General features: G+C 61.0%; 23 protein-coding genes and 1 tRNA gene. 9 read left to right on the top strand and 15 right to left on the bottom strand.

Translation table 11 applies throughout. From position 1 onward, the window contains the following. The first annotated feature begins 7 nt into the window (after positions 1-7). The 5 genes from AXW83_RS25385 (at position 8) to AXW83_RS25365 (ending at position 5,401) form a co-directional block, all read left to right on the top strand. A complete protein-coding gene (locus AXW83_RS25385; RefSeq protein WP_066619070.1) occupies positions 8-1,288 on the top strand; it encodes a four-carbon acid sugar kinase family protein in 1,281 nt (426 codons plus the stop codon). Positions 1,289-1,492: 204 nt separating this feature from the next. Beyond that, entirely contained in the window at positions 1,493-2,245 is a 753-nt protein-coding gene (locus AXW83_RS25380) for a FadR/GntR family transcriptional regulator (protein WP_066621247.1), read from the top strand. A 37-nt stretch (positions 2,246-2,282) separates the two neighbouring features. Further along, on the top strand, positions 2,283-3,254 hold the full coding sequence (locus AXW83_RS25375; protein ID WP_082767402.1) for a sialic acid TRAP transporter substrate-binding protein SiaP: 972 nt from the start codon (positions 2,283-2,285) through the stop codon (positions 3,252-3,254). Positions 3,255-3,408: 154 nt separating this feature from the next. After that, entirely contained in the window at positions 3,409-3,987 is a 579-nt protein-coding gene (locus AXW83_RS25370) for a TRAP transporter small permease (RefSeq protein WP_066619067.1), read from the top strand. Between the two features lie 7 nt (positions 3,988-3,994). Beyond that, a complete protein-coding gene (locus tag AXW83_RS25365) occupies positions 3,995-5,401 on the top strand; it encodes a TRAP transporter large permease (RefSeq protein WP_066619065.1) in 1,407 nt (468 codons plus the stop codon). Between the two features lie 349 nt (positions 5,402-5,750). Here the strand turns inward: AXW83_RS25365 and AXW83_RS25360 are convergent, their stop codons facing one another. The 9 genes from AXW83_RS25360 to AXW83_RS25330 form a co-directional block, all read right to left on the bottom strand. Further along, positions 5,751-8,438, bottom strand: a complete 2,688-nt coding sequence (locus AXW83_RS25360; protein ID WP_066619062.1) for a DEAD/DEAH box helicase family protein — start codon at positions 8,436-8,438, stop codon at positions 5,751-5,753. Next, a complete protein-coding gene (locus AXW83_RS27610; protein WP_250636915.1) occupies positions 8,438-9,667 on the bottom strand; it encodes a DNA methyltransferase in 1,230 nt (409 codons plus the stop codon). Before AXW83_RS27610 ends, AXW83_RS25360 begins: the two co-directional genes overlap by 1 nt. A 37-nt stretch (positions 9,668-9,704) precedes the next feature. Next, positions 9,705-10,139 carry a DNA methyltransferase gene (locus tag AXW83_RS28000; RefSeq protein WP_250636919.1) on the bottom strand — a complete coding sequence of 145 codons (435 nt, stop codon included), beginning with the start codon at positions 10,137-10,139 and terminating at the stop codon, positions 9,705-9,707. 156 nt (positions 10,140-10,295) lie between these two features. Continuing rightward, the gene (locus AXW83_RS27960; protein WP_236841770.1) at positions 10,296-10,679 is read right to left on the bottom strand and encodes a hypothetical protein; all 384 of its coding nucleotides are present in this window, start codon (positions 10,677-10,679) and stop codon (positions 10,296-10,298) included. 163 nt (positions 10,680-10,842) lie between these two features. Continuing rightward, a complete protein-coding gene (locus AXW83_RS25350; RefSeq protein ID WP_082767401.1) occupies positions 10,843-11,781 on the bottom strand; it encodes a hypothetical protein in 939 nt (312 codons plus the stop codon). A gap of 53 nt (positions 11,782-11,834) precedes the next feature. Further along, positions 11,835-12,941: a tyrosine-type recombinase/integrase gene (locus AXW83_RS25345; protein ID WP_066619057.1), complete on the bottom strand. Its 1,107-nt coding sequence runs from the start codon at positions 12,939-12,941 to the stop codon at positions 11,835-11,837. A gap of 45 nt (positions 12,942-12,986) precedes the next feature. Continuing rightward, positions 12,987-13,421, bottom strand: a complete 435-nt coding sequence (locus tag AXW83_RS25340; RefSeq protein WP_156640431.1) for a helix-turn-helix domain-containing protein — start codon at positions 13,419-13,421, stop codon at positions 12,987-12,989. Between the two features lie 3 nt (positions 13,422-13,424). Next, on the bottom strand, positions 13,425-13,634 hold the full coding sequence (locus tag AXW83_RS25335; protein WP_066619051.1) for a hypothetical protein: 210 nt from the start codon (positions 13,632-13,634) through the stop codon (positions 13,425-13,427). Positions 13,635-13,770: 136 nt separating this feature from the next. Then, positions 13,771-15,777 carry a hypothetical protein gene (locus tag AXW83_RS25330; protein ID WP_156640429.1) on the bottom strand — a complete coding sequence of 669 codons (2,007 nt, stop codon included), beginning with the start codon at positions 15,775-15,777 and terminating at the stop codon, positions 13,771-13,773. A gap of 262 nt (positions 15,778-16,039) precedes the next feature. On the opposite strand from AXW83_RS25330, the gene AXW83_RS27415 reads away from it, so the two are divergent. Both AXW83_RS27415 and AXW83_RS25325 read left to right on the top strand, forming a co-directional pair. After that, positions 16,040-16,207, top strand: a complete 168-nt coding sequence (locus AXW83_RS27415; protein ID WP_156640427.1) for a hypothetical protein — start codon at positions 16,040-16,042, stop codon at positions 16,205-16,207. 177 nt (positions 16,208-16,384) lie between these two features. Continuing rightward, positions 16,385-17,905, top strand: coding sequence for a Shedu immune nuclease family protein (locus AXW83_RS25325; protein ID WP_066619044.1), 1,521 nt, complete (start codon positions 16,385-16,387; stop codon positions 17,903-17,905). On the opposite strand, the gene AXW83_RS28350 is transcribed toward AXW83_RS25325, so the two are convergent. The 3 genes from AXW83_RS28350 to AXW83_RS25320 form a co-directional block, all read right to left on the bottom strand. Then, positions 17,880-18,083 (bottom strand): DUF4113 domain-containing protein, encoded by a 204-nt coding sequence (locus AXW83_RS28350; protein WP_082767400.1) that lies wholly within the window; start codon positions 18,081-18,083, stop codon positions 17,880-17,882. The two genes, AXW83_RS25325 and AXW83_RS28350, sit on opposite strands and share 26 nt — an antisense overlap. Positions 18,084-18,167: 84 nt before the next feature. After that, complete coding sequence (locus tag AXW83_RS27410; RefSeq protein WP_156640424.1) at positions 18,168-18,329, bottom strand: hypothetical protein; 162 nt, start codon at positions 18,327-18,329, stop codon at positions 18,168-18,170. After that, a complete protein-coding gene (locus tag AXW83_RS25320; protein ID WP_156640422.1) occupies positions 18,329-18,712 on the bottom strand; it encodes a hypothetical protein in 384 nt (127 codons plus the stop codon). Before AXW83_RS25320 ends, AXW83_RS27410 begins: the two co-directional genes overlap by 1 nt. Before the next feature lie 104 nt (positions 18,713-18,816). Between AXW83_RS25320 and AXW83_RS25315 the strand changes: the two genes are divergently transcribed. Then, on the top strand, positions 18,817-19,518 hold the full coding sequence (locus AXW83_RS25315) for a hypothetical protein (RefSeq protein ID WP_156640420.1): 702 nt from the start codon (positions 18,817-18,819) through the stop codon (positions 19,516-19,518). Between the two features lie 314 nt (positions 19,519-19,832). Here AXW83_RS25315 and AXW83_RS25305 read toward each other — a convergent pair whose 3' ends face one another. Beyond that, positions 19,833-20,057, bottom strand: coding sequence for a hypothetical protein (locus AXW83_RS25305; protein WP_066619032.1), 225 nt, complete (start codon positions 20,055-20,057; stop codon positions 19,833-19,835). 446 nt (positions 20,058-20,503) lie between these two features. On the opposite strand from AXW83_RS25305, the gene AXW83_RS25300 reads away from it, so the two are divergent. Continuing rightward, a complete protein-coding gene (locus tag AXW83_RS25300; RefSeq protein WP_066621233.1) occupies positions 20,504-23,275 on the top strand; it encodes a UvrD-helicase domain-containing protein in 2,772 nt (923 codons plus the stop codon). A gap of 181 nt (positions 23,276-23,456) precedes the next feature. Here the strand turns inward: AXW83_RS25300 and AXW83_RS25295 are convergent, their stop codons facing one another. Together AXW83_RS25295 and AXW83_RS25290 are read right to left on the bottom strand one after the other, a co-directional pair. After that, positions 23,457-24,701 (bottom strand): tyrosine-type recombinase/integrase, encoded by a 1,245-nt coding sequence (locus tag AXW83_RS25295; RefSeq protein ID WP_066619030.1) that lies wholly within the window; start codon positions 24,699-24,701, stop codon positions 23,457-23,459. A gap of 164 nt (positions 24,702-24,865) precedes the next feature. Next, positions 24,866-24,941, bottom strand: a tRNA-Thr gene (locus AXW83_RS25290). Positions 24,942-24,972: the final 31 nt, after the last annotated feature.

Here is a 24,972-nt window from a genome sequence, read left to right as displayed (position 1 = left end):
GTCTGCGATGGCGCGCGTTCCGCTCTATGGCTGGTATGGCGACGATTTCACCGGCGCGACGGATACGCTGGCGACACTGGTCGAAGGCGGGCTGCGCGCCCTGCTGTTCCTCGGCCTTCCGACGCCCGCGCATCTGGCCGCCGCCGGCCCGCTCGACGCGATCGGCGTCGCAGGGGCGACCCGAGCCATGGCTCCCGACGCCATGACGGCGGAGCTCGACCCCGCAGGCGCATTCTTCGCGGCGCAGGGCGTCGCCCTGATGCATTACAAATGCTGCTCGACCTTCGACAGCGCTCCCGGGACCGGCAGTCTCGGCGCGGCGATCCGGGCGCTGCGACGGCATTTCCCCCAGGGCCCGGTCCCAATCGTCGGCGGCCAGCCCAATCTCCGCCGCTACTGTCTTTTCGGCCAGCTCTTCGCGGCCGCCGGTATCGGCGGCGCCGTCCACAGGATCGACCGCCATCCGACGATGAGCGTACATCCGGTGACGCCGATGCACGAAGCCGACCTGCGGCGCCATCTCGCGGGTCAGGGTGTCGGGCCCATCGAGTTGCTGGACTACCGGGCTTATGACGGCAGCGTCGAGGCTCTTTGGGTTGAAAAGTTCGCGAGCGGCCCCGAAGCAGTGCTACTCGACGTCTCGCGCCAAGCGGATATCGCCGTCGTCGGCAGGCTGCTGACGCAGCAACTCGCAGCAGGGGCGCTGCTCGCCGTCGGTCCGAGTTCGGTCGCCCAGGCCTTTTTGGCCGGGTCGATGGTCGATGTCTCCGGCCGCACCGCCGTCGTCGCGGCGACGCCGCGTCGCGACGGTCCCGTGCTTACCCTAGTCGGAAGCCTTTCGCCCGTGACGCGCGAGCAGGTCGAGGCCGCCTCGGGATACCACAAGCTGGCGATCGATCCCGGCCGCCTCGGCGATGCCGGCTACCGGAACGATCTGCTCGACGCGACCATCTCACACCTCGGCACGGGCGACGTCATGCTGATCACGGATCGGCCCGACGGCGCCCCGCAGGACGCCGCCTCCGTCGCGGCGGCGACGGCCGCGCTGCTGCGTGCGATCGTCGAGCGCGTGACGCTGTCTCGCCTGATCGTGGCCGGCGGCGACACGTCGAGCCAGGCGATCCAGGCGCTGGATATCTGGGGGCTCGGCTACCGCGCCGCCTGCGTACCCGGCGCACCGCTCTGCCGCGTCCACAGCGACCTGCCGCAGCTGGACGGCCTCGACATCATCCTGAAGGGCGGCCAGATGGGACCGCCGGATTTCTTCGACGTGGCGGCCAGGCAATGAACTGTCGGTTCCGGCGACCGGTGCCACTTCGATCGTCAGCAAGAGCCTGATCGAGCCATGCATCCGCGGACAACCTTTCTGCCGAAAGCCGCGTTCGCATCGAAACTTGACTTCGGCCACTTCGAATGTTCCGTTACAGAAATTGGCCTGACCAACTGGCCAATAACCCGCAATGTCGGGACAGGAAACGCCAAGGGGTTCGCTGTGCCGCTCGAGGCTGTCGAGTCGCCACGTCTGTATCGCCAGATCGCCGACCAGCTGCGCGGGCTGATCGAGCGGCGGGAATTCCCCGTCGGCTCGCGCCTGCCTGCCGAGAGGGAGCTGGCGGAGAAGCTTGGCGTGTCGCGGCCCTCGGTCCGCGAGGCCTTGATTGCGCTCGAGGTCGAGGGGCGGGTTCGCATCCGCATGGGGTCCGGCGTCTATGTCGTCGACCGGCCGCCAATGCCCGCGACCGCCTTGTCCGAAACGCCCTCCGAGGGGCCCTTCGAACTGCTCAAGGCCCGCGAGCTGATCGAGAGCGCCGTCTGCGTCGCCGCGGCTGGCAGTGTTTCACCCGCGGATCTCGTTACGATCGACGATATCCTGCACCGGATGAGCGATCCGGACCTGTCGGGAGACGAACTCGTCGCGCTCGACCGGGCCTTTCATGTCGCGGTCACCGGCATCATGCGCAATGCCGTGCTCGTGCGCTTCGTCGGCGAGCTCTTCGACAAGCGCATAAACCCGTATTTCCAGCAGCTTGCCCGCTATTTCGAGAATGTGGCGTCCTGGCGAGCCGCTCTCGTCGAGCATCACGACATCAGGAATGCGCTCGCCGGCCACGATGCAAGGGCAGCCGGCGAGGCCATGTCGCGCCATCTGAGCAATTCGCAGGAGCGCTTTTCGCAGAGCTTCGGCGAAGCTGGACCGATCAACGGACAGGCGAGCGTCAGCGCCCGTCCGCGCAGACAGAATTGACGCCGACCTACAACAACACTCCAGGGAGGAGACGACAATGAAGACCTATCTGACACTCGCGGCACTGGCTGCCGGACTCAGCCTGCTCGGCGCGCCCGCACAGGCGCAGACCAAGCTGAAATGGGCGCATGTCTACGAGACGTCCGAGCCCTTCCACACCGAGTCGGTCTGGGCTGCAGACGAATTCAAGAAGCGCACCAATGGCCGCTACGAGATCACCGTGTATCCGGCCTCTCAGCTGGGCAAGGAAACCGACATCAACCAGGGCCTGACGCTCGGGACCGTCGATATCATCATCTCGGGTTCGAGCTTCGCGGCGCGCGCCTATCCGCCGATCGGCGTGACCTATTATCCCTTCACCTTCCGGGGTCCCGACCACCTGCTCGCCTACACCAAGAGCGACGTCTTCACCGAGATGGCCAAGGGCTATCAGGAGAAGAGCGGCCACCAGATCGTTTCGGTGACCTATTACGGCACGCGCCACACCACCTCGAACAAGCCGATCAAGGCTTGCGCCGACATGAAGGGCCTCAAGATCCGCGTGCCCGACGTGCCGGCCTATCTCGCCATGCCGCGCGCCTGCGGCGCCAACACCGCCCCGATCGCCTTCGCCGAGGTTTATCTCGCGCTGCAGAACGGCACCGTCGAGGCGCAGGAGAACCCGCTGACGACGATCGAAGCGAAGAAATTCTTCGAGGTCCAGAAGCACATCGTCCTGACCGGCCACATCGTCGATCACCTCAACACGGTCGTCGCCAAGCAACTCTGGGACAAGCTCTCGCCCGAGGACCGCAAGATCTTCAGCGAGGTCGCGCAGGAAGCCTCCGCCCGCGCAACGAAGAAGATCCAGGCCGACGAGGTCAAGCTGGTGCAGTTCTTCAAGGACAAGGGCCTGACCGTGACCGAGATCGACAAGGCCGACTTCCTCGCCAATGTGCAGAAGAACGTCACCTTCGAGCAGTTCGGCTATCGCAAGGCCGACTGGGATCGCATCCAGGCGATCAAGTAAGCCTCGACCGGCTCCTCGCGGTGACCCGCCCGTCATTGCGAGGAGGCGAAGCCGACGAAGCAATCCAGAGCCGCCAAGCGGGATCGCCTGGGTTGCTTCGCTACGCTCGCAATGACGGCCAAGACCTCGACCGACCTTAAGACTGGACCGGCCCATGACGACAACGCCCGAAATCCACACGCCGGTCACCAGCGAGGAACTCGCCCACGTCTTCGACGAGGCGGCGCCGCCGGCCGATCTCTCAGGCTACGGCATCGAGGACTGGATCACGCTCGCCGCCTTCTGGGTCATGGTCGGCTCCGTCATCCTGCAGTTCTTCACCCGCTACGTCCTGAACAACTCCTTCGCTTGGACCGAGGAGATCGCGATCTACGCTCTGGTCGTCGTGGTCTTCCTCGGCGCATCGCTCTGCGTGCGGGCCTCGCGCCATATCCAGGTCGATTTCCTTTACCGCTACATGTCGCCGGGGCTCGGCCGCGTCATGGCGACCTTCGTCGATGTCGTCCGCGTCGGCTTCTTCGCCTACGGCACCTGGCTGATGTACAAATACGCCTCCCTCATCCCCGACGAGATGATGACGACGATCGACTTTCCGAAGTCGGTCATCTTCAACACGGTCGTTCTTGCCTTCGCGCTGATGACGCTGCGGGCACTCCATGTCGCCTGGCAGAACTGGCAGCGCGGCTATTCCGTGCTGGAGAAGCCGGAAGCTTTCGACGGCTCGGAGGCCTGAGACCACCATGCTGATCCTGCTCGGTTCCTTCCTTGCCCTGATGATCCTCGGCGTGCCGGTGGCGATCGCCATGGCCGTCGCTTCTCTGACCTTCATCCTGATCTCGGGCACCGTTCCCGATGTCATCCTGGCGCAGCGCATGATCGCCGGCGTCGAGAGCTTCCCGCTGCTGGCCGTGCCGTTCTTCATCCTGGCCGGCAACCTGATGAACATCGCAGGCGTCACCGGCCGCATCTATGCCTTCGCGGTCGCGCTCGTCGGCTGGATGCGCGGCGGCCTGGCCCAGGTCAACATCATCGGCTCGGTGATCTTCTCGGGCATGTCCGGCACCGCCATCGCGGATGCCGCCGGCATCGGCACGATCGAGATCAAGGCGATGAAGGACCACGGTTATTCCGCCGAGGTCGCGGTCGGCGTCACCGCGGCTTCCGCCACGCTGGGGCCGATCATCCCGCCCTCGCTGCCCTTCGTCATCTACGGCATGATGTCGAACACCTCGATCGGCGCGCTCTTCCTCGGCGGCGTCATCCCCGGCGTGGTGATGACGCTGTTCATGATGGCGACGGTGGCGATCTTCGCGCGCATCTACAAATGGGGCTCGGACTCGGCATTCTCGTGGCGCGAAATCGGAACGGCCGGCATCGAGGTCGCGGTGGTACTCGGATTTCCGATCGTAGCCTATGGTCTGATCTGGGCAGGCCTGTCGGACAACCTCGCCATCGGGCTTGCGCTCGCGCTGCTGCTCGGCCTCGACTATTATTTCGACTTCTCGGCCGTGATGGCGCTGATGACGCCGGTCATCCTGATCGGCGGCATGACGATGGGTTGGTTTACGCCGACCGAAGCTGCGGCAGCCGCCGTGATCTGGTCGCTGTTCCTGGGTCTCGTGCGCTACCGGTCGATGACCCTGCGGACGCTGACGAAGGCGACCTTCGACACGATCGAAACCACGGCCTCCGTGCTGTTCATCGTCACCGCCGCCTCGATCTTCGCCTGGCTGCTGACGGTGTCGAACACCGCGCAGATCATGTCGGACGCCATCCTCAGCCTGACCCAGAACAAATGGGTCTTCCTGATCCTGGTCAACTTGCTGCTGCTCTTCATCGGCTGCTTCCTCGACACCATCGCGGCGATCACCATCGTGGTGCCGATACTTTTGCCAATCGCCCTCAAGCTCGGCGTCGATCCGATCCATTTCGGGCTGATCATGACGCTGAACCTGATGATCGGCCTGCTGCATCCGCCGCTCGGCATGGTGCTGTTCGTGCTGTCGCGCGTGGCCAACCTCTCGGTGGAGCGGACCACGATGGCGATCCTGCCGTGGCTGATCCCGCTCTTTGCGGCACTCTTCGCGATCACCTTCATCCCCGAGCTGACGCTCTGGCTGCCGCGAACGATGGGGATGTTGCGCTAGCGCGGGTCCGATGACGCCCGGCGCCGGGTCAGGCGCCGGATTCGAACCGAAGAGCGACAAGGCGGCCCAAACCCGCTTTGGCGATCAGTAGCGGTCATCGTCGGTGAACGCAGACTGGCCTCTCCCGGTTGGCCGAAGAAGCGCCATATCCACAGGCCGTCTCGCTGACGGGGCATATCGGGAAAATGGTGCGCTTGAGGGAACCTCAGAAACGAGTTAAATTATTGATTTGTATCATACTTGAAGGCATTTTATCGTGTAAAGGCCAACAAAAAGGCCAACATTCCGGGCGAATGGAAGCGGTTTAGAGCGGCCGCCAGCGATCACGGACGGCAGATCGTCGCACCAATCAGCCCAACGGCTCCACCCCGTCAAAAACCGCCACCGCCTGATCGAAGCGCTTCAGCGCCCGCTTTTCCCATTCCTCCTCCGGCACGAAGAGCGCCCGATAGACAACACCGTCTTCGGTGGCGCTGGCGTCGGCGCACCAGAGCTTCAGGCGTCGCCATTTCTCCGGATCGTTTACGTCCTCGCGACCTTTGGTTTCGACGATCCAGACTTCCTTGTCCGATCGCTTCACCAGGAAGTCGGGGATGTAAGACGATATCGATCCGTCCGCCGTCCGGTATTCGATGCTGAAGCCGGTGTGCTGCGCATTCTTGGCGAATGACAGGATGTCCGGGCAATCGTCGAGAAAGCCCGCGAACGCCAGCTCCAGAGCGCTGTCGCCTACCACGCGGTTGAATAGGCTGCGCTTGGGCCGCATGTCATCTTGCTGCTTCACCACCATCGGCCGGGCGTGCGACAGCTTGATCCGGTTCTCCACGCGAGACGTGCCGCGATCCACCACTGTCAGTTCGTTGATCGCCTTCTTGAAGCCGCGCATGATCGTGGCCACCACCTCCGGTTCGGAGAGATTGCGCAGCACGTTCAGGTCGTCGAGCGGCACCAGCTTTCCGAAGAGCCGTTCCGACACGAAGCCCTTCAGTTTGCCGAAGAGGATTTCGAAGCCCCCCACCAGCCGCATATCGCGGCGGATGGCGTTGGCGAAGAAGCCGATTACGTTCTGCGGCGTCGGCGTGAAGCCTTCGCCCATTTCGGTGACGTGGCTCACCGTGTCGTCGTCGATATGCTTGAAGACGATCTGCCGCTGCTCCGCCGGGCTGAAAGCCTTCAGCGGCATGGTGCGGTGTTCGATGCTCGCCGGATCGAGCTGCTCCAGGTTCTTGTATTCGCGCTCCAGCCGGCGCGTCAGAACCGGCAGTTCGATATCGAGCGATTGGATGTCCTTGTCAGGGTTGTCGAGGTCCACCTCCACCACCATCGGCCCGGCTCCCGGCGTCCGGTCGCCCATGGGCCGCATTTCCAGCTCGACGCCTTCGCTGCGGATGCCCTCCACAAAATCCATGAAGGCCGGCGTGCCGATCACGCTCACCTTCTCCTGCACATCCTGCCCCCGGAACATCCGGCGCAGGCCGCGCCCCAGCGTCTGTTCGGGCAATATCTTGGCTTCCGAGCTATAGGCGCGCAGCCCCACGATTACGGTGACGCCCTGCACATCCCAGCCCTCGCGCAGCACCATGACGGACACGACGGCGCGGTTCTTGTCCTCCGTCTTATCGATATCGCGGCTGGCCTGGCGCAGGCGGTCTAGCTCCTCCTTGCTCTTGCCGCTGGAGGATTCCGAAATGTCGCCGTTGGCCTTGGTGTGGATCACCAGAACCGCGTCGTTCAACTCAGTATAGGTCTTGCCGAGATAGTCGGCGACGGCATCGCAGTTGCGCGTATCGTCCGTCATGACGAAGAGCACCGGCTTGCGGCCGACGCGCGACAGCTCTTCGAACGACTTCTGCCACTCGCGGTAGCCCAAGTGGAGAAAGTCCCGGTAACGTTCGCTGAAGTCGGCGGATTGGTGCTCCTCCAGCTTGGCGCGCGAGGCGAGGTCCGGGACCACTGGCGTCTTGACGACGCCCTGATGGATGGCCTCCACAAGCGGGTAATCGGACACGGTCTGAACGAAGATTGCGCCATTGCTGTGCTTCGGCGTCGCCGTTACGTCGAACTGCGCCGCCAGTCCGCCGCCTTTCTGCACTAGCGCGTTATGAATGTCCTCGATCGCGCGGAACCAGGCATTCCGCTCGTGAAGGTGATGCGCTTCGTCGTTCAGCACCACAAGGTCGCTCACCTCCCGGACGATGCGGCCGAGGTCCACCTGGCTGTCGGTCGTCTTCGTCACCGGCCTGCGGCCGAGGAAATAATCCGTTGTGTCTACGTCATCGAAGGACGGCGCGCGGCCGTCGCCATCGAAGACGCGATGGATATTGGTGAGGAACAGGTTCCCCTCCGCCGGGACATGCCCGATCTGGTCCTGGATGTGGACGCTGATCTGGAAATCATCCTGCCAGTTCTGTCCGTCGTGGCCGTTCTCCGGCAGAAGTGGATCGGCGAAGAAAATGCGCCCGCCCTCGAAATCCGTGCGCAGCCGATCCAGCACGATGATGTTCGGTGCGACCACCAGGAAGTTGCGGGACAGCGCGCTGTCCGCCTCGTATGCCTTGTGGAAATAGCTCCAGACGATCAGAATCGACATGACCTTGGTCTTGCCAGCACCGGTCGCCAGCTTCAGCACGTAGCGCGTCCAATTCTCCAGGAACATCTGCTTGGAGACGGCACCAGACGAATCGAACTTGATCAGCGCGTAGGGGTCGTGCGCCTTCGCCACCTCAAAAAGCCAGATCGCTGTCTCGACAGCTTCGCGCTGCGCGAAATACCAGCGGAAGCGTGCCATCGTCCCGTCGCCCTGCGGCACGACATGCGCAGTCTGGAACCACCACCGCAGCAGCGCGCGCGTGGTGCGCGATGCGCCGGAATAGCCGCTCAATCGCCAGTCCGTCACCTTGCGGCGGATAGAATCCACCAGCGGCGGCAAGAGGTTCTGAAGGCCGGCGTTTCCGAGCATTGCCTCGCCGGGATACCAGCGATGATCCGGATCGATGATCGCGAACGGATCCTTGGGAAAGTCGGGATGCACCGGCATTAGACCACTACCTCCACCACCTTGGTCGTGTCGTTGCCGAAGATGTCGATCACCTTCACGGCGATGGCGTATCGCCCTTTCGCCGGATAGGTGTGCGGGGCTGATGTCAGCTCCAGCTTGCGGTCGCGGCGCGTGCGGAAGCTCTGCCACTCGTTCTCGAAAATGTGGCCGCCCGTCCATTGCGGCCGGTCCACCATCCGGCCCGATGCGTCCGGTAGCGTGACGGTGATGACCTCTTTCTTGGCGTGGTAGTCGAAATCGACGGACCAGTAGTCGATCCAGTCCGTCCATTGCTTCGTCAGCACCTCGCGCGAGACGGTTCCGTCCTTCGCCTTGGCGATCTTGACGACCTGGCCCTGATCAACCGTTACCTTGGAGCCGCCGGGCTTGAGTTCGCCAGTCAGCGCGTCGGCGTCGTCCTGGCGATAGGATACGCCGAAATCGGCCAGCGTTACGGTCGCTTCCAGCCCCTTCACCTTCGGAGCCACTTCGAGATAGGCCACGTCGTAGAAGACGACCTGCCCCTTGGCCACGGCACGCTTGTCGAACACGTCCTTGGGAATATAGCGCAGCGCGAGACGCACGCCCCTTGCGGCGGCGTCCTCCGTCGCCTGCGGGATCAGCCCCATCTCGAATTCGAAGCCGATGCAATCGACGGCGGTCGCCCCCAGCTTGACGGCCGCCTCCACTGCCTCATTGACGGCGGCGCGCGTGATCGGCGCATCCACGGGGCCGACATGCACCAACGTGCTGCCCCTCGCGCCGTGGAACGGCGGCGATTGCGCGAGGCGCTGCGCCTTGTAGGCCGAGAGGATCAGCGCGAGGTAATCTTCCTCCTTGTGGGCCGATTGCGCCCGGCGCTCCGCCTCCGGCAACGTCGGATCGATGCCGGCGAAGAACTGGCGCTCATATTTGCCGAGGTTGAGGATGTCGAAGGACCGGTAGGGCTTGCCCTGCGCCTTCAGTTCCCGCTGAACGCCGATCAGCCGCTTGCGCGAGGTATGGATGGCGAAACGGCCCAGATCGCAGCCGATCCATTTGCGGCCAAGTTTTTCCGCAACGGCGAGAGTTGTGCCAGATCCGCAGAAGAAATCAGCGACAAGGTCGCCGGGATTAGATGATGCTTTTAAAATTCGCTCCGCAAGGCTTTCCGGCTTTTGCGTTGAATACGCTGTATCTTCAGACGCCTGTGAATTTATCGGGCGAATATCAGTCCAAACGGACTGCAAGGCAACACCCTCTGACTCATCTAAATATCGCTTATACTCAGGAATTCCTGAGCTTGTATAAATTCAATCTCCCTGAATTATGCAAGATTTGCATATTCTCTTTTGTCCATCGCCACGTTCTAGTATTTCCATTCCATTCATATGTAAGATTTGGTCGATTTCTATTTTGATTTAAACAGTTATCTTTCCTATATTTGCGACCATCAGAATCACTGAATCTATATTTATTTGCTATATATTCGTCGCTCAGAGGCTCAAAAAGTTGATTCCAGATTACATCGTCTGAATTGGAGTAAAACAAAATACAGTCGTGGGTCGCCGGATAGTAATTTCCATGACTGCGAGAAGATACGCGTTTCCAGATAATCTCACGTCGACAATTTTTCTGAGTGAAAATTTCGTCCAAAATATTCCTTACAAAATGATTTATTTGAGGACCAATATGAACATACAAGCTCCCGTCATTCGCCATCAATTCTTTAATTAAATTAATGCGTTCATAAATCATAGCTATATAGGAATCAACGCCGCGACCCCACGTGTCCCGATATGCGACATCTTCGATGACACTTGGTTCTTTTGAGAGGCTGTCGCCGTCGCCGACGTCAACCTGCACTGAGAAATCAGCTCATATGTCAAAGGGCGGATCGATATAAACCAGCTTCAGTCCACCAGCGTTTTCAATCTGTTTCCGCAGCGGACCATTCTTCAGCGACGACAGCACTAGCTTGTTGTCGCCCCAAATCAGCTTGTTGCTCCAGCCGCCGCTCTGCCGTCCGCCTGCGCCAAGCTGGAACAGGTCGCCTACGGGGCCGGCGCTTTCTGCGCGCGGCTCGTCGATCTGTTCGATTGTCTGGAACGGCAGCACCACGTTGGCGACTTCCGAGGTCTTGCCGGGCCAGATCAGCTCCGTCTCGCGCGATTGTGCGAAGAGCTTCCAGCGGTATTTGTCAGGCAGCGGCTTCCCCGCCGCCACCAGCGTGGCGACTTCGGCCTTCTCGTCTTCTGTCAACACGCCGCGCCCCACCCCTGCCGATTCTTAATTCGCCGATCTTTGGCGAGAACGCCAATGGGTTCAACCGTTCCAGATCGGCAAAGATCGCAAGGGCCTCCAGTGCGATGCACTAAATTGATCGATGGCAGGAATGCAGGAGATCATTTCACCCGCTCATTGGTTATCGGTCGGCGGTCAAGTCCACTCCCCGCAAAGCCGCAATCCATTCCTCGAAATGGTCGATACCGTAGGCATTCTTGGCCAAGTTGCACGCGAGGTGTGTGATCTGAACATTGTCTTCGCCATATGAACCGTTCGCGCTATCGATCCGATCAGCGGATGGTTGCAACATCCGGTTTGTCGTGCTCGCCAGGAGGGCAGCTCCGCACAATGCGCAACTTCCCCCCTGGCTCTCCTGCCAGAGCTTCGTGATGAGGGCCGAAAGATCCGAGAAATTTGGAGCTGTGCGCTGCGGATTGATCCGCACGGACAACTCGCCGCCCTTCTTGACGCGCTCGATGATCAGCATCGTCATGCGGTAGACTTCCTGCTTCACGGATGCAGGAAGCTTCACGCTCGCGCTGGCTCGCATTTCGAGATAGGCCACGACATCTGCCGCGAGGTTAAGTCGGATCGGTTCAATTTCGAGCGTCATGACGGCTTCGCGCTCGGTCTCGAATGCCTCTACGAATCTGCCTCGGTTCCTAGTTTCCGCGAATGACGCGTATGCGTGGGGGATCACCTGCCGAGCGTATGGCAATGGCGAACTGACGAAGTTCGCCGCATCCACGATGGCGAGCGAATGTGGCCAGCGGTCGCCGTACTCCTCAAGAGACGCCGACCAACTATCTGGCGGGATGATTCGTTTCGTCTCATGGATGCGGTTTGGCTCGGGCACCACAGCCGATAGCAAACGGGCGCGGTGCGCAGGATCGTGCGTGTTCTCGCTCGTCGTCCCGACGTAGATGAGCACATCCCGACCTGGCTGGAAGCGATTACTGAGCTCTATGCCCACGGATCGTTTCGTGAAGGACACGGCAGGCCAATAATCGGTTAGGGGACCCCACTCGCTTTTCAAGAAAACGTGGCCGTCCGGTTGCATCATATCAGCTACGCGCATGCCGTCCTCCCAGCGACACGCTAGCCGTTGTGAGAACGCTTTGGCGAGGACGATTAGGCTGATGCCTTCTGGAGATGTTGTAGAACGCGCTGGATCGTCGCTTGCGTCAGCGGCTCGTGGTTGTTGTCGTTCTTCTGCGCCAAGGCCTTCAGAATGTCCGCCTGGCGGTGCGCCGGAACCGCACCATAGCTCGTCAGCGTCGTCAGCACATCCTCATGGCCAAGGTTCTGAGACCACGCCTTCATCTCTTCCGGCGTCCGGCACAGCGTCTGGCCAAGGGCGCCAAGCGTGCTGCGGAAGGAATGCGGGTTGTGGTAGGGCAGGCCCGCCGTTGTAAAGGCTTGGCGAAAGATGCGGCGGATAGGTTCGGCATTGGACCAGAAGCGGCGGTCGAGGCCGGTCGGCGCGAAGCTGCCAGCGGCATCGAAACCGACCGCTGTCGCCGGAAACAGCGGATCGTCGGGAGAGAACAACAGCCTCTCCGCAAGATGCGCCGTCCAATCCGCTACAATTGTGCCTAGGTCGTCGCCGACGGGAAAGAACGCTGTCTGGTAGCTCTTGCTGAATTTCGTCCGCACGCCCTCACGCGGCTCATGAATGACTGCCCTGCCAGCGGCATCCACATGCTTCAGGCGGAAGCTGGCGATGGCATTGTCGCGAGCACCGGACACGATGGCGAAGGCGATCAGTGCCCGGTCGCGCTTTTCAATGTCCGTCCCCTCCTGCATCAACTCGACGACGCGCCGGATCATCGCGAGGCTCGGAACAGGGCGGTTGGCGGCGCGTGGGGCGGTCGCTATGCGAGCCTCGCCGGCCGTCAGATTGAAATACTCCAGGTCGCTTGCGATCATGCGTCGATACCCGCTCCGGCCGATCAGGAACTTGAAGAGCTTCTTGACCGCCATCAGCCGCGCATGAGCCGTCGCTGTTGCCAGAGGCTTGCCAGTCTCTGCGTTACGCTGGTCCTGAAGCTGGCGCTTGAAAGCCACCGCCTGCTCACGGTGGAACAGCGCGAAATCCTTGTACCGCGTCGAGCGCTCGAATTCGGCGATGGCCGCCGCCGCCTGACTGACGGACGCGTCGGACTGCCCATCGGCATGCCGGAGCCACGAAATATATTCGCGCTTGATGCGCTCGTTTTTCGGGTGGTGTTTTTTCATGGCGATCGATCCCTTTGGGAATGTGTCTTTCAGACAGGGGTTGACTCACTCGGTTATGCGTGCGGGAGCCTGTTTGATCGTCACGTCCAGATCGGCACGAAGAGCGTCGAGATGCTTCAGCGAAACCCGCTTGTGCATGGGCGTGGTGCATACCTCGCACAGCGCCTGGAGATTGCCGGTCGGGCCCCCGGCGATGACGAGATCGGCCATGCCCAGAGCCGGGCTGCGGGGCACATGGCAACGAAAGCAGTAGCACTGCGCCAGCCGGCACTTCTGCGCCGGCGCCTTGCGCTCCGAATGGAATGCGATCAGGTCTGCACCCTGGATTAGGTAAGGCTTCCGGTCCCTGATCGCCGGTAGCCCGCCCTTTAGCCACCTTGCCACCGTGCCACGAGCGACGCGCAGGATGCGGGCGGTTTCGGCGATGTCGTAACTCTGATGCTTGCTGATACCGCGCAGCACCGCACCGCGACGGGGCATCGATCAGCGCCCATAGGCTTGCTGCGCAGGCTGCGACGACGCGTCCAGGCTGTCGATATAGCGCTGCACCTCGCTGGCGCGGATAAACGTCCGGCGCCCATTGCGGACGATGAAAAGCCGACCGGCTGTCACTTCGGCATAGCCCTTGGTGCGGCGCATCCCGACCATTGCGAAAGCTTCGGCAACCGGAATCAGGCGATCGATGTTGGACATAGGTGGTCTCCAATGTGGCCGCGTGAACGTCTGCGGTGACACTGGAGAGAGCGCGGTATGCGACGTGCAGGAACGGGCCGACCGCTATCGACGGTTCCTGACTGCATTTGACCGCGTTTGACGCGGTCTTTGGAGACTAGCGGAGGCCGCGCAGCGCGCGCTGGATCGTGGTGTCGCCATATCGCTGACCGCCATGTGCCTCTGCCCAGACGTTGATTCTAGCATTTCGGGTCTTCACAGGCAGGTCCCGCCAATCGACTTCCGGCCACAGTTTCTCGACAGCGCGCCGGATCATCCGATGGGCTGGCGTGTCGCCGCTGTCGCCAATGACGGCAGTTCTGGTCAAGCCGGCTGACGCTATTTCCTCAATGTCCGTCGAATTCACCGTTACGTTCTCGAAAGTCGTATCGCGAGGCCAGCCGGGCTCTGATCGGCCAAGTTCCAAGGCACTGCGCAGCAGATCGAACCAGACGCCTTTCTCGCCTAGTAAGTAAGCGAGCGGCGTGGGCTTGCCTTCGGTGTCAAAGATAACCGGCGCGTCGCGGAACCATCGCGACTCCAGCCGCTCCGGCGCTTGTCCCTTTTTTGATCCGAATGCTGAGAGCGAACCGATCGCGATCCTGTGCAACAAGTTTGCGGTAGCCGTCGTAAGCGCCTCTACCATCGACTTTTCCAGACAATCGGGCGGCGGGTCCATCCCGTCCCATGCCAGCCAGGCGGCGGCGTCCGATACAGTCAGCGGGCCGGGATCGCCTGTCATCCGCTTAGCCGCACCGGCGATGAATTCCCGCACGCTGTCGGCTGCCCAAGGGAGGGCAACAGGCGCATAATCGCGATGCAAGCGCGCTATCGTCGAATATTCGTTGGCCAGCCATCTGAGGAACCCCAGCCGCTCGAGGGTGACGCTTTCCCAATGATGCTGGCGACGGGCTCCTTCCGCTATGTCGCTAATCGTGGGGTTATGGACTGGGATAGGTCCAAAAACTCTCATTTCGACGAAGTAGCTTGATGGTATGTCGCGGATGTCGGTCGCGACGCTGCCATATGGAACGCCGCGAAATCGGACGCGCTCTTCAAGCCCAGCACGCGTCAACGCCATGTTAAAGCGATCGATAGCCGGGTCGTCATAGTCGCTCGTGCCGGGCGCTTGGTGCGCTAGCAATGCACCCTGCCGCCGCCACCGCCCGTCTTCGCCGGTTGGCACCTCAAATTCGTTCAGCGCTGTATTCGAGGAATGGAATGCCCATCCGTCCTGCACAAAGCTCAGGACAACCTCCAGCGGCAGCCACGGCGTGAGAGGCAATGAAGCGAACCGACGCCACTTTTCGACCTCCGGCTCGCCGTCACGCATTGAAACCTCAACAGTGTTTGAAGGCCACTCCCGCAAGACGTCAGCTCGGCTGACAGTCACGTCGTCCCATCTTGGCCCGTGTGATCCTTCGCGCAGATACTCCAGAGTGTTGAGACCATCTTGGAATGGTAAAAGATCTTGCCAGAGAAAGGCAGGGATGGGCTTACGCGCGCCGTCGCGACGGCCAGACGCGATCAGCAGCTGTTCCTGGAGCGCGCGCCACAACAAGCGTTTCGCCTCCGTCGCCGTCATCGTGCTGACAGAGCGGACCGACTGTGCAGCGTCGAAACTGTCTCCTAGCAACAACCGGTCGATCGCGGCTGGCTTCCAACTTTTGATCTGCCAACTCTTAGCGATGAGGTATCCATTCAGCGCCCCGTCCTTCGGCAAACCAACGTTCGACTCGCAGTACCAATCTTCGTGAGCCGCCCTGTAGGCGGACATTTGCAGCGCAACTCGTTCCCAGTCGCGAGACATCATCCAAACCATCGCCATAGGCAGAGACCAATAGGCGTCTTCACGGGGGTCGAATTTGGCGATGTCGGGCTTGTTGGCCAGGGGCCCACAATCGAGTTCAGCGGCCAGGCGTTCGGCCGCGTCATCGTTCAGCAAGCCCAATGACGCCGCGTGCAGGAGCGCTTCTTTGATTGCTATTGGCACGCTTGATTGAAGCCCAAGAAGGCGAGCGGACGATAAGTCTTGTTGCCATTTCTCATGCAAGTCCCCGCGATGGGAAATTGCCGCCGCGATTTTGGCCAAGGCTTCCGAGACATCCATATCGCCGCCCGCCAATGACCTCACCTAGCTTAGCTTTGAGCCTGAAGACCAACCTACATTGCACCCTGCCAATCTGCCGCGGTAGAGATCAAACTGAAAGGGTACTGCCGGCGCACGGGCCGCAATGTCCGAAGGCGATCCAACTCGGACTCGACTTTGGATCGGTCGCAGCGACAGGGGTTGGCCCATTCATGACGCGTGGGGTGTCTGGTTTCGGGCAATTTGGTTTGGCGTACCTTGCCGGCATTACGGCGTCGCCGCACGACGTTCGGCGAGGTTGACGACGCATGGCCCGGACGTCCTCCAGATCGACGGCGACGAGCTGAAGCTTGTTCTCGATCACTCCGAGGGCAATGCATCCGACGATGTGACGGAGGGGGCCTACAGCAAGGCGCGCCGGCTGAAGCGCAAGGCGGCCATCCTCACTGCCTGGTGCGACGGCTAAGGTGGAGCTTGGAGACCTAGACGCGCTCAGGGGCGCCATGCGGGCCGTCCGGCTGGAAAAGGAAGCGATTACGGCGGCGAAGAAGGCTGTGCGGTAGGTCGCCTGATCACGACCTATTTCCCATCGGTAGCGTGACATGGCAGACGATACAGGCAAGCAGCCGGGGTATCGTCTCAGATGTCGAACAAGCAGGTGATCTTTCATGGCGTCCGGAATGAGGACAGCGCCACTTGGACATTGACCCAAGACCAGGCGGGCTTTCAGGAGCTCACCTTTGAAGCCAATCTGATCCACAACGGCGCTGCTGACCTATTCGGCGCCGGAAATTCCAAGCCAGCGCGCAAGAAACATCTGCTGGCTGACTACGCCCCCCAGACCCGCCTTCTCAGAACCTACCCAATTTTTACTAAGGCGGGCAGTGTCTACATGCTCGATGCGAAGTATGGGGACATAGAGAAACTGGCGATTGAAAACCAACGCTCCATCAAAGAGCAAATCGATGACGACGAAACGCAGACCTCATCCGCGTCTGACCTCATAGATCTTCCCTCGGGCTTCCAACGCTCAATGAATGAAGGGTTCGGCCTGATATACCCGTTACGGTATATCATCGAAGCCTTCGACGGCATTGAAGGTGTAAGCGGCATCGTATTCTGCCGCGATACCGAGATCAGCCGAGACGGCGCCGACATTCGCCTCCCGTTGGCCCATTACCACGAGGTCCGAAGGGCGATGAAGCGCGCACACGATGCCGCGCTCGCATTCGCCGCAAGGGACAAGGCCGCCTATGTGACCTCGGAACTGACCGACAAGGTCCTCAAGACTGTATCCGCTGATGCGTTTCGCCAAGGGACGGATGTGCTGCGGGAGAAGGTTGCACATGCGCTGAGTGGGAAGCGCTCGCGTGCTCGCAAAACAGCCAACGCTGAATCCGCCGTCAAAACCGTGCGGGCGGCCGCCAAGGACCTCGCCACCGACGCTCCGGAAGAGTTGTACAAACTCAACAGAGAGATAGAGCTGGTTAGCCTGACGAGGCTGATCGAGGTCTTTAAGGAGAAGATCAGCAAGCAGCTCAGCGAGAGCCACTGGCAGAAGTTCCTTACGGCTAACCCCTTCATCCTGAAGCTTGCTTTCGGATATCCGGTATCGATTTTCGGCGAGCAGGTCTCGGTCGGCGGTGGGAAATTCAAACTGTCCACGGGCAAGATCGCCGACTACCTCGTTCGTTCCGGTCTGCTGGGCAACGTCTCGCTGATCGAGATCAAAAAGCCTTCCACCAAACTTCTCGACAAGGCCGCGTACCGCGGAGAGGTGTACTCGCCCTCAAAGGAGCTCTCGGGCTCCGTCACGCAGATACTCGACCAAAGATATCGCCTACAGCAGGAAATAACCCAGAAAAAAGAGAATGAGGATATTCGAGATATCTGGGCTTACGCCGTCCAATGCACTGTGATTGCAGGCAGGATTCCAGATGCGAAACACGAAAGGAAATCGTTGGAATTGTATCGAAGCAATCTGAGGGACGTCGCCGTCGTCACCTTCGATGAGCTTCTCGAAAAGCTGAACTCGCTACATGAGTTCCTGTCGAGCAATTCCAACGCGAGCACAATCGAGCCGGTCCTTCTCGACGATGAGGATAGCTCCGATGAGCCCGATGCCGATTGGGAGGACGTCAACTGGGAGGAAGACGACGCATAGCGCGATTGCTGCTCACGCCCTCCCGACGACCGGGACCTCTCCCAGCCGCGTCGTGTAACGCGGCGACCGCATTTTCGAAATTCGTGACCCAAGCCTTCTGCTGGCGAGCGATGCCGGTGGCCGCCAAGAAAACAGTTCCGCGTCTGTGCTTGTGATTGCAGGCGTCCAAGGCCTCCATCAGCCGGCCGCTCTTTTCGCGATTATTGGCCCGCTTCTGGCCGGACTCCTCCAGATAGATCTGCTCCTAGGCGGCTACTGCCCGCTAGAATTCCAGTTCCACCGGGTCGTCAACGTTCTTCCCCTCGACCTTCGCGAGTTGCGCGAAAGCGATCTGGTAGAGATCCGGTCGCTTCTCCTTCACGTTTTTCATGAAGGAGCGAAGCATCCCAGCATCGTTGCAGGTCATAGGGTCCCAGTCGGCCATTACTTCGCTTCCATGGCGGTCAGCCCGCCAACGACCAAGCCGGCCGCCAACGCCGCCATGCTGAGGAGCAGGTAGCCGTTGAAGCCCTTCATCACGATCGACAGCAGCGCGAGGACGCCCACGACTGTGACGTAGATCGCGATCGTCGCGACGCCGACGGTCTGCCGGTTGGCCCTTTTGACAACCAGCAACGTCAACCAGACTGCGGCGCCGGCGGCGACGACGCCTCTGATGAACTCAGGTGCGATCACTCGCCAGATGATGGTCATCAGTCCGTCGAAAAACGGAATCCAAGATCCATCCGACCGCATACCGAAGCCGATATCGCTCAGGAATGTGTAGACGATCACGGCCAGGCCGCCGACAAAATAGCCCGGCACCATCAAGACGATCGCAAGCGCGATCGCCAAGGCGTTGGACAGCCCGCTTGGCGCCGGAGCGCTTGCATCAGTCATCTTGAATTCCCCACAGTCCGCGGAGACGTTACTTGCGGGTCAAAATGCACGCAATGGATGAAGCAGGCTGGAGGGGGGATTTCGTGGGGCTTCTAGACGAACTCAGCATGCTTTTCCGTGGGCGCGGCAGGGAGCAGAATAAGGTCGAGCCACGTCCCGGCACCGTGCCTTGGCAGTCTGCGTTCGTACCGCCCGCGGGCGCGCCGCTATCAACCGGCGGCTCGATCAAGGGCGATCGAACCTCGGTCCACTATACCGCGTGGACGATCTTCCTCGAGGGCTTCGAGTTCGGCCGGAAATGGACCGTCGAGGGCGTCGGCGAACAGCTTGATAAGATCATCATCCACATGCACGTGCGCATGGAAGAAGGCATCTCACCGTTGATGCCACCCCATCGGATCGTCAGCATCATCGTCGAGCCGGGATATGCGGATCGCAAAGGTCACCTCGTCGGCAACCTCGCCCTGAACGCAGAATTCGCGAAGGCGCCATTCTTTACGCTGCAGTTCGGTCCAATGGGCGGGATGCCGAACGCCACGATAATGATGCCTGTCGACAAGAAAGGCATAGACGCGCTCCTTGCTGCCCTCTGGGCCTCGGATGCCGTCGTCCTAACGCTTCACGCAGGCGAAACCGCGGACGACATCGTTCTACGCGTGCCCCTCTACAACGACCCGAGCTATCGCGACGTCTACAACCTCGTCTACGACCGCGTCGCTGGCAAGGGTCCGTAGGATGGGCTTGTTCGACTTCCTCAAGCGCAAGCCCGAACCGCTTCCCGAGGCTGACACGGAGATGCAGGACAACGTGCGCTTGATCATCACGGCTCACGCCAGCCGGCCGAAGCTACTGACCGGTTTCGGTGCGGCGCTGTTTTCCTGCGGGGTCACGAGGAGGCCCCTCCCCAAATCGCGATGGCGATATCGGCCAGCCTCACGACCTCGTTGATCACGAGGCTGTCGCCGTCCTCACCCGAAAACTCATGATAGCGATTCGTCTTTCGCGTGCCTGGACTTGCGGGTTCACGGATCTACCGTAGCGTGCGATCTCACTGATCGAGTGTGAGCATGACGATCAGCACGTTCCCCTCGTCGCGGGGCTTGCCGCCGGCGATCTGCAAGAGCGCATCGATCTCGGAGGTCCGCTGGTCGAAAAGGAACGCGACCTCGTCACCAATCGCGCCTGCCGGCTTCATCAGGTTCTTGAGTCCGGCGCGAACGAGCGGATCGATCTTGGCGTCAAGCTGGGCCATCCGCAGGCCGGCGTCGGACACTCCATAACGCAGAGGGCCGAAGGATTTGGCTGCCTCATCGGGCGTGCACCTCTTTGACCTGGGCGATCTGGAAAAGTTCGCGAAGGCCTGAAGAAGCCTTTAGTCAGCTTTCCACGCCTTTCGCGAATAGGAACGGACGTGCATTTGCGCGGACCAATCCGCATGAGTCCCCTCATCCACGCCTCGTGCAATGGCATCGAGAGATTACTTTAAGTAATATGGCGGAGCGTGAGCGTCCGCTTTTGGGCAGGGCGCCAATGCCCCCCAGTGGCACCCAGCTATGGCGCGGATGAGGTATATTGGCTGACGCGATTTGCCGATTCAGAATCATATGCCATCAGGTTTCGGTGGAGGCGTGGGTGAATCCTGACGATGATGATCGATGGACTGTTGGTTGAATTCGCACCACGCGGTGCGCCGACAGTCGGGCCGGGGCCGACTTGGCCGTGACCGAGTGGAAGCCATCTTTCTTGGGGCGACGACTGACGGGATCGCCCAATTGGCGCTTGCTACTGGACGGCCCTGAACTAACCCTGACGGTGGAGGGCCGCACGCACCGGGTCAATGTCGAGGTAGAATCGGCTTACCGCGTCCAGCCCGGCATGCTTTGGACGGGCATCACCTTTTACCCCGAACATGGGCGGGCGGTGGCGGGTGATGGGTTACCAAACGCCGCAGGGGCAGCCCTGACCCGGGCGTTGAATGCCGTTCTGATCGAGAAGCGTCTTCGTGAAGAGCTGGAGCTTCTCGACAATCAGCATCGGATGATCGACCGATGGCTGGAGTTCAAGAGCAGCCAGGAACAAGCCTGTTCCCAACGGCGCCGATGGTTCACCCATGAACTCCAGGCCTCCGTGATATCTACTCGCCCGACTATGGATGCCAAGGCCATTCGCGATCGGCTGAAGGAGCCCGCAGTGGCGATGCGCCTGGGTCCAAAGGCCGACGCGCTGGAGCAATCTCTCTCGGCATGGGAAGCCGACCCTCACCCCGCCTGGGCCAGCTTCAACGCCGCACACACCGAAAGCGAGCTGAAAGCCTGCAAGGATCTGCTCGACCGGGTCGAGAGCAAGCCCCTGACCGAAGAACAGGCCAGGGCCGTCATCTGCTTCGACAACCGGGTGCAACTCGTCGCCTCGGCCGGGTCCGGCAAGACCTCGACCATGGTGGCGAAGGCTGCCTACGCCATTCACCGCGGGTTCGTGGATCCCGAGCGCATCGTGATGCTGGCGTTCAACAAGCAAGCCGCCGAAGAGCTCGGTGAGCGTGCGGCGAAGTCCTTTAAGCGCGTGGGTCTGGAGGAGGTGATGGTCGAGACCTCCACCTTTCATGCCTTGGGCTTGAGCATCATCGGCAAGGCCACGGGAAGGAAACCGTCCGTCCCGGACTGGGCGAGCGATGCCGTGAGCGGCTTCCGTAAGCTGACCGACATCGCCGAGCGTTTGAAGGAGAGCTCGCCCGCCTTTCGGCAGCGTTGGGATTTGTTTCGCTTCGTTTTCGCGAGGGACCTTGCCCGCCCGGGCGCGCCAGGCAAGGCGGACGTTTGGGACGGCCAAGGCAAGGGCGGGATCCGTACCGCCGCTGGCGAAGTGGTCAAGAGCCAAGAGGAGGCCATGATCGCCGACTGGCTCTTCTATAACGGGGTCGAGTACCGCTACGAAGAGAGTTACGAGCACGAGACGGCCGACGCCGACCATCGCCAATACAAGCCGGACTTCCACTACCCCAGGCTGGATCTCTATCACGAGCACTTTGCGCTCGATGCCCATGGCATGCCGCCATCCGAGTTCAGAGGGTACCTCGATGGGGTTCGTTGGAAACGCCAAAAGCATCTTGAGATGGGCACTTCGATGTTCGAGACCACCTCGCATGGTCTTCGCAACGGCCATGATTTCCCGCGGCTGGAAGCCGAGCTGACCGCGCGCGGCGCCGCACTGAATCCCGATCCCGATCGGGAGATTCCAGAGGGCGGTCGAAAGCCCATGGAAGCGGCCGAACTGACAGGCTTGGTGCGTACCTTCATCAGCCACGCCAAAAGCAATTGTTTGACGATTCCAATGATGTGCCAGCGCTTGGACGGCATTCCCGAGGGTAACTTCAAACTCCGATACCGGGTGTTCCTCGACATCGTGGCGCCCCTGCTGAAGGCGTGGGACGCCGCCTTGGCGGCCGAAGACGGCATTGATTTCGAGGACATGCTCAATCTGGCGGCAGGGCACTTGGAAAGCGGCCGCTACGAGGCCCCGTATGAGCTGGTAATGGTCGATGAATTCCAGGACGCCTCGCAGGGCCGCGCCCGCTTGTGCCGCGCATTAGTCCAGAAACCGGGCCGGTTCCTATTCACGGTGGGCGACGACTGGCAGTCGATCAATCGCTTCGCCGGCGCCGACGTTTCGGTGATGAGTGGTTTCCGACAGTCGTTTGGCCATGGCCAAGTCCTGAAGCTGGAACAGACGTTCCGCTGCCCGCAAGCCTTGTGCGACGTGTCCAGCGCATTCGTTTCGAGGAATCCCGCCCAGATCGCAAAGCGAGTACGGTCGGTCATCCCGGCACAAGGTCCGGTGCTCCAAGCCTTTCAAGTGGATACCAAGGACAAGCTGGCCGCCGCGATCGAACAATTCATCCTGAAACTGGCCGAGGGCGTTCGCGATGGAATCATCCCTCCGGGTCGAAGCGGCAAGATCTCAGTCTACCTGTTAGGCCGCTACAACGCCGATCGCCAATACCTACCGGCCCGCAAGACCCGTATCGATCGCTGGGTCGAGGTTTCATTTCTGACCATTCACCGGTCGAAGGGCAGCGAGGCGGATTACGTTATTCTGCCCGAGATGCTCAGTGCTCTTCGCGGGCGAAGCTTCCCCAACACCCGCGCCGACGACCCCGTGCTGACGTTGGCCATGCCCGAAGGAGATGACTTCCCACAGGGTGAAGAGCGTCGTCTGTTCTACGTGGCCTTGACGCGTGCGCGCCGGAGCGTGGCAATGTTCACCGTCCGCGGGCAATGCTCCGAATTCCTGCGCGAACTCGTAGAAGACGGGGCGGTGTCGATCACCGACACCGATGGCATAGCCGTCCGGGAGGAGAGCTGCCCCGCCTGCAAGCAGGGCGTGCTGGTGTTACGCACCGGGCCGTACGGGGAGTTCCGCTCCTGCTCAAACTTCCCGACCTGTCACTTCAAGCCCAGGAACAGACCACACGTCAGATTGCATCTTCAGTAGATCGGCGCAGGAATGAAGAGACCGGCGGATAAGGATAGATCGCAATCTTGGAATGTCCGCTTCCCGGCAATGCGTCAATTTCCGAAGCAGGACCGGTCAGGTTGGCCTGGCCAACTTCTGCAAACGACCCGCCTACGACGTGCGAGAGTCTAGCCCTGAGAACCTTGCTACTGAGGCGGGTTCATCCTGCCTTCGGCCCGAAGGAAATCACTCGCGCGCCATCGCGCCATGCGTCGAGTTGATCGGCCCACCATTGTGCCATCGTGAGCCGTTCCTTCCAATGCTCTCCACGCGCATATGCGCGGCGCACGGCGTCAGGGTCCTGATGCGCCAACGCCCTTTCGATGGCGTCGGAAGAGAATTTGCCGCTTTCGTTCAGGAGTGACGAGGCGGCGGCTCGGAAGCCGTGCGATGACATTTCATCCTGGCCATAGCCCATGCGTCGAAGAGCACCGTTCAGCGTATTTTCCGATATTGGCCGTTGCTCCACCTTCCGACCTTCGCCGCCGCTAACACCATAGCCGGGCAGAACCAGCCGGTCGCCGCCGGTGATGCGCTGGAGGTCTTGCAGGATCACCAGTGCCTGACGCGGCAGGGGCACACGATGTTCACGGCGCATTTTTGCGCGGATTGCCGGAATCGTCCAAAGCGCATTGCCTAGATCGAATTCTCGCCATTCGGCCAGCCGCAGCTCGCCAGGGCGAGGGAAGAGATATGCCATCAGCTTCAGCGCCGCATTCGTCGATGGCTGGCCGTTGAATCCCTCGATTGCTCGCATCAGCCCGCCAAGCTGAACCGGATCGGTGATCGCTGCGCGGTGCTTCACCACAGGAGCGGATATTGCGCCGCGAAGTGCGAAGGTGGGATCGTTGACGGCGCGAGCGGTCGCAATGGCATAGCGGAAGACTTCGCCTATGACGGCGCGCAGGCGCTTGGCGGTTTCGAGTCGGCCCTTACCTTCCGCTTTCCGCAGAACAACCAGCACTTCTGCAGCGGTGATTTCCGTCACCGGCCGATCGCCAATCGAAGAATTCGTCAGCCCATACAGCCATTCGAGTTTTGCAAGTGTGTTGGCCGCTTTGCCTTCCCGCCGCTTCTTCTCGAGAAGCTCGGCAGCCACCTTGGCGAAAGTCTGACCCTGCGCCTCCTGCGCCAGCGCCTTTTCGGCCTGCTTTTGAATTGAAGGATCACGACCGGCGACCAAGTGCGCCTTCGCTTCGTCGCGCTTGGCTCTTGCGTCGGAAAGGCCGATGGCGGGGTATGGTCCAATCGCCAGCTTCTTCTGCTTCCCGGCGAAACGATAAGCCAGCCGCCAGAGCTTCGCGCCACTGGGCATGAGCCAGAGCTGCAAGCCGCCACCATCGGACAGTTTTTTCACAGCGGCAGCGGGCTTTGCGGCGCGGATCGCGACATCGGATAGCGGCATCTGTTGGCCTCGCCTCTGTTGGCCGCGTTGGCTGGCCAACAGAAAGGCCAACAATCGGCCCGGCTGTCAATGTACGCCAAAGGACGCCAACGGCATGAACGAGCCAAAAAACCAACAAAAAACCGCCCTTTCGGGGCGGTTCAAGACGTCGGTGAATGTAGGAGTGGTGCCGCTTGAGGGATTCGAACCCCCGACCCCCTCATTACGAATGAGGTGCTCTACCAGCTGAGCTAAAGCGGCAACGCGTGGGGCCATAACAGCCCGGCCGATT

Origin of the sequence: Bosea sp. PAMC 26642 (genome assembly GCF_001562255.1) — a bacterium.
Classification (GTDB): domain Bacteria; phylum Pseudomonadota; class Alphaproteobacteria; order Rhizobiales; family Beijerinckiaceae; genus Allobosea.
This window is presented reverse-complemented; position numbering and strand designations above follow the sequence as displayed.